8 protein-coding genes and 1 pseudogene are annotated in these 8397 nt (G+C 61.8%); 3 read left to right on the forward strand and 6 right to left on the reverse strand.

What is annotated here, in order from left to right:
* Positions 1-94: 94 nt before the first annotated feature.
* The 6 genes and pseudogenes from tspO to QMX88_RS27910 form a co-directional block, all read right to left on the reverse strand.
* A complete protein-coding gene (gene tspO / locus QMX88_RS27890) occupies positions 95-535 on the reverse strand; it encodes a tryptophan-rich sensory protein TspO (protein ID WP_282373475.1) in 441 nt (146 codons plus the stop codon).
* A 112-nt stretch (positions 536-647) separates the two neighbouring features.
* A pseudogene (locus tag QMX88_RS29935) lies at positions 648-734 on the reverse strand (aromatic alcohol reductase); the annotation flags it as partial.
* A 74-nt stretch (positions 735-808) separates the two neighbouring features.
* The gene (locus QMX88_RS27895; protein ID WP_282373476.1) at positions 809-1057 is read right to left on the reverse strand and encodes a hypothetical protein; all 249 of its coding nucleotides are present in this window, start codon (positions 1055-1057) and stop codon (positions 809-811) included.
* A gap of 86 nt (positions 1058-1143) precedes the next feature.
* A complete protein-coding gene (locus QMX88_RS27900) occupies positions 1144-2166 on the reverse strand; it encodes a sensor histidine kinase (protein WP_282373477.1) in 1023 nt (340 codons plus the stop codon).
* Between the two features lie 10 nt (positions 2167-2176).
* Positions 2177-3661, reverse strand: coding sequence for an ATPase domain-containing protein (locus QMX88_RS27905; RefSeq protein ID WP_282373478.1), 1485 nt, complete (start codon positions 3659-3661; stop codon positions 2177-2179).
* Positions 3658-4092: a hypothetical protein gene (locus QMX88_RS27910; protein WP_244656005.1), complete on the reverse strand. Its 435-nt coding sequence runs from the start codon at positions 4090-4092 to the stop codon at positions 3658-3660. The genes QMX88_RS27905 and QMX88_RS27910 overlap by 4 nt, the downstream gene beginning before the upstream one ends.
* Before the next feature lie 581 nt (positions 4093-4673).
* On the opposite strand from QMX88_RS27910, the gene QMX88_RS27915 reads away from it, so the two are divergent.
* The 3 genes from QMX88_RS27915 (at position 4674) to QMX88_RS27925 (ending at position 8199) form a co-directional block, all read left to right on the forward strand.
* Positions 4674-6269: a lactate dehydrogenase gene (locus QMX88_RS27915; RefSeq protein WP_282373480.1), complete on the forward strand. Its 1596-nt coding sequence runs from the start codon at positions 4674-4676 to the stop codon at positions 6267-6269.
* A 302-nt stretch (positions 6270-6571) separates the two neighbouring features.
* A complete protein-coding gene (locus tag QMX88_RS27920; RefSeq protein WP_282373481.1) occupies positions 6572-7657 on the forward strand; it encodes a catalase family peroxidase in 1086 nt (361 codons plus the stop codon).
* A complete protein-coding gene (locus tag QMX88_RS27925; protein WP_192173918.1) occupies positions 7654-8199 on the forward strand; it encodes a cytochrome b in 546 nt (181 codons plus the stop codon). Before QMX88_RS27920 ends, QMX88_RS27925 begins: the two co-directional genes overlap by 4 nt.
* Positions 8200-8397 lie beyond the last annotated feature (198 nt).

Consider the following 8397-nt stretch of genomic DNA (forward strand, 5'->3'; position numbering starts at 1 on the left):
TGTCTATGGCGGGGGGGTGGTCTTGCTGGCGGTGGCGGCGCTGGCCGGTCTGCTGATTCAGCGAGCCGGCCGCGCCAGGGCGGCGTAGGTTGTTTTAGCGGTTATGACGCAGAATCGAAAAATTCAGCGCCGACGCCACGGTCAGCCACACCAGATAGGGGAACAGGATCAGCCCGGTAATAAGGTCCAGCTGGATCCCCAGCACCACCATGGCGGCAACCACCAGCCACAGCAGCAAGATGATGACCATGCCCGCCATGATCCGGTGGGCACCGAAGAACACCGGCGTCCACAGCGTGTTCAAGGCAATCTGCGCGGCCCACAACGCCAGCACGGTCTCACTGCCGGGGATCAGGGTCAGGCGATAACCGGCCCAGGCCAGCAGCAGATAAATGGTCGTCCAGGCCACCGGAAACAGCCAGTTGGGCGGGGTGAAACGTGGTTTTTGCAGCGATTCATACCAGCTGCCGGGTTTAAAAATGATGCCGGTGCTGGCCGCCGCGCAGCAGGCAATGAGGTAAATGTAAAAAGTCATGTGGGGTCCTTTGTTGAAACCATTTGAAGTGCAGGCCGTGGGGCCGTCTCGGCATTGGATGCGTCTGCGCCGGAAAAATCCGTATCTGCCCAGAGAGATTAATCGCGAGCCAGCCCGTGGAGATGATCACCCATCCAGTCCTGGACTGAGCGCGCAACAGGTCGCGCACATCCAGTTGCTCGTCGAACAGGCGGAGGGGTTTAAGGCAGCGCGGCGACGGTATGACACAGCAGCGGTGTGACGTGCCAGCGAGGGAGGCGGCAAGCCGTCCGGTCAGGACTGATCCGCCAGTTGGCTGAGCCGTTCCTGTACGGCGTCGTCGAAGATCATGTACAGCGTTTCTACGTCTGCCGGGCGAAGACGTCTGCTGGTCTCCAGGCTGAGGATGAAACTGATTTCCATGGCGGCCTCGCGTTCGAGGTCTTCCTTGGTGGTGGCGGCGTTCAACGCGCGCACCAGATCGTCGATCGCACCCTGGATGGGTTTGGGAAGCCGAAGTGCAGCGATTCGCTCTTGAGGCATTGCTCAGTCCTGGGGGGTTGGGTTTGGCGGCGAACCGAAAGGCGTGAAGCCCTGGAGCCTGGGATCGGGGGCGTATTGTGGCCGAGTTACAGCGCAGATCCCACCAGTGGAAACAAAATAGTGAAATGACAGCCCTTGCCTTCGCCCTCGCTGTGGGCGGTAACGCTGCCGCCATGGGCTTCCACCAGCTGCCGGACCACCGTCAGCCCGATGCCCAGGCCCGAGCCATTGAAGCCGATGGCCTGGGTGTCCTGCACATAAGGATCGAAGATCACCGGCAATGCCTGGGCGGAAATGCCGATGCCGTTGTCGGAGACGACGATCTTCAAGCCCTCGGGAACGGTCTCGGCACGCAGTTCGATGTTGCCGCCGTACGGGGTGTACTTGGCCGAATTGGTCAGCACATTGGTGAAGATCTGCACGATCCTGATGTGATCACCGTTGACCCGTACCGGCGCGTCGGGAAGGCTGACGTCCATGTGCAGGTTTTTCTTGTGCATCAGCGGCGCGCAGGCGTCCACCGCTTCCTGAATGATCTGCACGATGTCGAGGTGGGCGTAGCTCAGGCGCAGCTTTCCGGTGCTTGCGCGGGAGACGTCGAGCAAGTCTTCCACCATGCGCGACAGATGCTGCACCTGACCTTCGATCAGGTTGCGCATTTCCGGCAGTCTGTCGCTGGACGTGCGCACCATGCGTTCGGCAATCATGCTGATGGGCGTCAGCGGGTTGCGCATTTCATGGGCTACCGAGGCCATGGCCGTGCGTTGCTGGGCCAGCGCCTGTTCAGCCTGGGCTTGCAACGTCTGCGCGTGGAGCGCAGAAATCACCAGATGCTCGTTGGCCTCGCGCAGATCCTGATAGACATCAGCGTGTGCACTGGCAGCGGGTGCTTGCGCCTGTGCCGCCAACACCGCCAGCACCAGTTTCTGATTGGCTTCCACCAGCAATTCGATATGCAGCCCGGCGCCGGCAGAGGCTTCGGCCTCGTGCAGCTCTCGGCGCAGGAACGCCAGGTGCGCCAGGGCCCGTTCCTTTTTCTGCGCGAGTCGCTCGAATTCTCGGTCGGCGTCTGCGCCTCCGGTTGCGTCCTTGCTGTCGAATTCACTCATGGCAATGCGCTCATCGAATGGTGTCTCCGGCTTCAGCAACCCCTGGCGACAGCCGCGTCGGGCGTCCGCCCAGCAGCCCTTCCTGATTATGCAGACGGGTGCCGATCTGCAAGCCGTTGTCGTCGATGCGGTACAGCCGGAGTTCATCCGAGTGAGCGCTGGCCCGGACCTTGACCACCGCCATGATGCGCTGCAAGCGGCTGTCGATCTCAATGTAGCGCTGGACGATGATGGCATCCGTAAGAAAGGCCGTGCCGTAAGGACTGAAGCGCAGATCCGTGTAGCGGTCTTCCAGTTCCGAGGTCATCAATACACTGACCCCGGTGCTGGTCAACGCATTGACCATGCGCGACAGGGATTCGCGGAAGTCTTCGCGGAAGGCGGGCGCCACGGCCAGCTCGAACCCGGACAGCGAGTCGATGACCACACGTGTTGCGTCCAGCCGGCGGATTTCGCTGAGTAGCTGCTGCACAATCTCGTCGATGGACAGGTCCGGCACCCGTCGGTCGACGACGCCTACTTTGTCCATGTGCACCAGACGCGTGAGTTCGGCGTTATGCAGGTGATTGGGTCGCTGTTCGAAAACGGCGATCACGCCTGTTTCGCCGTTGCGCGCACCCTCTTCGAGAAAGGCCGCCGCCAGCAGGCTTTTGCCAGAGCCGGAAGGGCCGGCAACCAGCAACGAATAGCCCCGGGGCAGGCCGCCGCCAAGCATATCGTCCAGATGCGGCACGCCCATCTTCAGCCGCTGCTGAGGGCTGCCGTGGTTGAGCGCGGCGCGGTCCTGAAGCGTGACCGCGGCCGGTGGAAACACCGTAATGCCCGAATCGGCAATGCGGAAGGTATGCAGCCCGGGCAGCGTCGGCTGGCCGCGCATCTTCATGATCTCCATCTTGCGCACCATGGAGTTGCGCTGAACGCTCTGGCGCAGCCAGATCAGCCCATCGGCAACGGTGAAGATCGGGTTGCTGTCGAGCTCGTTGAAATACTCCCCCAGCAGGAAGGTCGTCGCCTGCCAGGTGGTCATAAGCATCCCCAGCTGCTGCACGAACTGCGGCAGGTTGTTCTTGGGATTGCAGTCGGTTTCGCTGGCCAGCACGACGGAGCGGAACGAGTCCACAAACACCAGGGCAGGGCTGTGGGCCTCGACTTCGGCGACGATGCGCCGCAGCACTTCGTCCAGATCGCCAGCCAGGGTGTCATCCGCCAGATTGACGTAGCGGATCGAGCGGTTCACCGCTTCTTCGTCGAAAAAGCTGAACTGCTGTTGGTAGCGCAGCATCTTCAATGGCGGCTCTCCGAGCACCGTGAAGAAGATCGCCGGGCGTTCGGGCGTGGCCAGGGCGAACATCATCTGATGGGCCAGCGTGGTCTTGCCACAGCCGGGCGGACCGGCGATCAGGTTGAAGGAAAACTCCGGCAGGCCGCCACCCAGAATCTCGTCGAATCCCGGTACGCCCGTTGCCAGACGGTTGATCGTGACTTTACTACTCATCGTGAAATGTCCTGGGCAGGCGGGCCGCTGAAAGAGTGTTCCCACACGTCAAGGAGCAGCCGTGCAGCGAGTGATGGTCCGATCAGCGTGGCAAGTAATGCGTGAAAAGTGTTCAGAACTTCCTGGCCGAACAAGAGCGCGTCGGCTATCGATTCTTCGGCCAGTAACGCCTTCAATTGTTGAAGATCCATGCCCACGGCCAGCATCTTGTAGTTGTCTCCAGCCAGCGGGTGCTTTGATATGTAGAGATGAAGGCTGCGGCGATGCAGGGCGGCAACACCTTTCGGCCCTATGATTGGGGTCAGGGAGGTATTAATGTCCTCGAACATCGAAGTAATTGCTTCAGCGACCTCGGAAAGTTCCGCGCTGCCATTGACCCGATGGGTCAGGCATGTGGCAATTCGTTGGCCTGCTTCGCTATCGGCAAACATGGGATTAAGTTCTGGTAGGTGTCAGTGGATAGTACACGTTCTTGCCCGAACGGACAGACGCATGAAGCGTGCGGCGCTCTGCCGCGCAGGCCCTCAGGCTTCACCGGGCCCGTTCCGCCGATCAAAGGTGGGGGAGACTCAATTGGAGGCGAGTTCCACGGCGAGCGGTTTGGTCAACGCCCGGCGTCGTCTTAATTCTATCCATCGGGATGAATATAAATGCGTCGATGGCTCTCGGGGCAGGTTGGATAATGCGGACGGTTATTCATTTGGAGGGCGTGAAGTTTAAGCACGCCATAACTATTCAATCAAACGAGTGATTGCGTAAGTTGCAGGACGGCGAATAAGTGCTCGCTGTTTATTTATGATCGATAACGTAAAAGTGTTCGACTGAATTGTTTGCATGGGTCAGTTGAATGGAAAATCCCCACGCATCATCTTCTCGGCGTACCCCTCATTGGCCGAGCATGCCGCGTTCACTGTGTAGCGGGAATGCCCCGGGTTTGTATCGCTCAAGTTACAAAGGCGTCCGCCGACACCCTGTTCAGGAAGTCTATTACTCACTTGAACAGGGAAGTGCCATGTCAGCGATTTCTTCGGTCACCTCATCCGCGGCATTGATGCCGGTGGTCAAACCGGCGGCCACCGTCGCGGTGAATGACGGCGCCGTTGCTGGCACCACCAGCGCCTCGCCGTCGTCCGTCGTCATGCTGGGCCAGGACGCCAAGGTCAGCGAGCCGCTGACCTACAACGTCCGCGGGCTGATGGGGGATGGCAACGTCCCGCCGGCCTGGGAGTACACCCGCCAGGACAAAGTCTCGCTGGCGATGGCGGGCAACTTCAGCACCTCCGCCACGGCGGGGCGTTTCCAGGGCCTGGGCGCAACGTTGCTCAGTCAGTTGGCCCAGACCGGCCAGAACATTTCCCAATCGGTGCTGCGCTCGACGACCGGCAAAGCGCTGGAGCCGGCGGAACTCGCTGCCGCCCAGGACCGCCTGCACAGTAATCCGGCCAACAGCATCAGCCTGACCCTGAAAACCGCCAGCGGCAAAACCATCGAGCTCAGCCTTGCCAGTCAGGACGATGGCCTCGCGGTGCAGGCCCAGGTGAGCGGCGGCGAACTCAGCGACGACGAGCTGAACGCACTGAACGCCATGGCGGACGGCTTTCAGTCGGCGATCGACGGCCTGACGGCCAAGCCGCCGACCCTGAAACTCGACGCCCTGACCCATTTCGACGCCAAGGCCTTCGCCTCCGTGGATTTGAAAACCAGCCTCAAGCTGGAAGACGGCAGCGCCCAGACCCTTGAACTGCATGCCGACGCCGACCAGCGTTCGGTGCGCATGAGTGGCGCGCTGGGCAATCTCGACCTTTCGGTTGACCTGAAAAACGCGGCCATTCGTGGTGACAGCGCTCAGCAGGCCAAGGCGCTGGACGGCTATGTCAGCCAGATCGAGGCGGCGCGCAAGCGTGGCGACGGCGATGCACAGTTGCTGTCGATGTTTGAGGACGCCTTCAAAACCCTGCACAGCCAGTACCCGGACACCCGCGTTTCCTCGGCGCCGCAGACCGTCAACTCGATCGAGCTGACCGACACTGACCACGGCCTGTTGACCGGCCTCGGCGACTTCAGCGCTTCGGTCAGCGAGAAGAGCGTCGAGGGCAACCCGGGCCGCCCCGGTGAGCTCGATTCCTTTGCTTACACCTTGTCGCAGACCACCCAGTCCAAGGGACGCGATCAGATGAACCGGACCATCGTTCAGAACCAGCAATCGCAGCTGACCGCCAGTTACCACAAGCCCCTGCCAGGCGGGCAAAAGCTGGCGTTGAGCACCGATCCGACAACACAGAATTACCTGTATTACCAGGTCAGCGACCAGGCCAGCAGCAAGACCAGCATCGGCTATAAAAAAGGTGAGTTGGTCGATGCGACGCTGAGTCAGTCCGCCAGCCAGTCGACGCGCATTGCCAAGTACGTAATGGGCCGCCTGGAGAAAGACACCCACACGCCGGTCTCCACCTCCAAAACCCAGAACTTCCTCAGCGTCCTGCAGCAGGCCTTGCAACAGGACAAAGAGGCGAAGCAGGGCCGTGGCGCGTCGACGCTGAAAGGCACCCTGGCCGGGATTCACGCCAAGGTGCTGCTGCAGAGTGATCCGTCGAAGCTGGATGGCTGATAGCGGTATAGCCTTGGTTTTGCGGCGTGACACCCAACGCTTTCCCGGCTAAAGCCGGTCCCACTAAGTGCGCGTCGTTCCTCATATTGGGACACTGCCAGAACCATTGGCCGCGCACGATGCTTTTTGTGGGACCCGCTTCAGCCGGGAAGGCGCCAGTGGGATCAGCCTCAGATTCCGGCCTTGCTCCAGCCGCCAGGCGCTCGATGTCCTCAACCTGACAAACCTCAAGCATCCGGCTATAAACAAAGCGTGCCAAGCACCTTGATGTCCCCAGAGGCGAGAAGCCCGGAGTGTGATCGATGATTGACCGTGAGCCACCGTATCCCCGCAAACCGCCGCTCAGTAATTCCCAAAAACTCGCACGCCTGGCCGGCATTGGCCTGATCGTTCTGGTCGTCGCGGGCGCCTTCGCCTACGTCAATGGCAGCCTCGACCCCCAGCGACTGACCCCCGCGCGGGTCGTTGACGTGTTCGAACGCAACAACGGTGTGCATCCCGGTTACCGTCGCAACCACCCGAAAGGCATCTGCGTGGCCGGCTACTTCGAAAGCAACGGTGCCGCGGCCAGCCTGTCCAAGGCCGAAGTCTTCGCCAGCGGGCGCACGCCGGTGATCGGGCGTCTGGCCGTGCCCACCGGCAACCCGTATTCCCCCGACAGCGCCGCGCCCCTGCGCAGTTTCGCCGTGCAGTTCACCCAGCCCAACGGCCAGCAATGGCGCACGGGCATGAACAGCATGCCGGTGTTTCCGGTCGCGACGCCTGAAGCGTTCATTGACCTGCAGATCGCCACCGGGCCTGACCCCAAGACCGGCAAACCCGACCCGGCGAAGCCCCCTGCGTTCTTCGCCGCACACCCGGAAGCCCAGCCTTTTCTGGCGTGGGTCAAGACGGCCAAGCCTTCGGCCAGTTTCGTCACCGAGACCTACAACAGCGTCAACGCCTTCGTGCTGGTGGACGCCAGCGGCAAGCGCCAGCCTGTGCGCTGGAGTCTGGTGCCGGAAGCCACCGATGCAGCGCCGGCGCCTGACGCCAAGGAATATCTGGACAAGGACCTCAGTGACAGACTGGCCAGCGGCCCACAACGCTGGAAGCTGATGCTGACGCTGGCCAACCCCCAAGACCCGACCAACGACGCGTCCAAAGCCTGGACCGGCGAGCACAAGACCGTGGATGCCGGGACCCTGGTGGTCAATTCCGACAGCCCGCAACTGGATGGCGACTGCCGCGACATCAATTACGATCCGCTGATTTTGCCCAGCGGCATCGAAGGCTCGGATGACCCGCTGCTCGCCGCGCGCTCGGCGGCCTACGCTGCGTCCTACATGCGCCGCACCAGTGAAGTCGATCAGCTGAAAGCCGCGCCCGCCCAGGAGAAACAGCCATGAGTACGCCCGTCAAGCATTTCGCCCCACTGGCGCGCCTGCTGCACTGGCTGATGGCGCTGATGGTCATCGCCATGCTGTTCATCGGCGCCGGCATGGTGGCTTCGGTGTCCGAGCGCCATGAGTGGCTGCTGAACCTGCACAAGCCCCTCGGCATCGCGATTCTGTTGCTGGTCATTGTCAGGATCGTCGTCCGGGTCACTACTCAAACGCCGCCGTTGCCGGCTGACCTGCCGGCCGTGCAGGCGCTGGCCGCCAAGCTGTCCCATTACGTGCTGTATGGGTTGATGCTGGCGATGCCGCTGATTGGCTGGGCCATGATTTCAGCCGCCGGGGATCCGGTCATGCTCGGCAGTTCGGTGCGCCTGCCGTCCATCGTCGCGGCAAACCCGGAGACCTTCGCGCTGCTGCGCAAGGCCCACGCCTATCTGGCGTACCTGTTCTTCCTGACAATTCTGGCGCATCTGGCTGCGGCGCTGTTTCACGGCTGGGTGAGGCGGGATGAGGTGCTGGACAGCATGCTGCGGGGTAAATCGCGGGGTTGATCTTGCCGTGATTGACCGCTGCGAATAAGGCAGACGACATCGCCAGTGGGCTTAACCCCGCTGGGGATGTCGTTTATGGACGCCGGTCAACCTGTCGACATCAGGCGGCGGTTCAGCGCAACACGGACACCATCTGCCCCAGGGTCGTCAGCACATCGCGGGCCAGCTGTTTCGAGCGTTGGCCTGACCCGCCGGTGA

The sequence above is a fragment of the Pseudomonas sp. PS02290 genome (genome assembly GCF_029960075.1).
In the GTDB taxonomy this organism is placed as follows: Bacteria; Pseudomonadota; Gammaproteobacteria; order Pseudomonadales; family Pseudomonadaceae; genus Aquipseudomonas.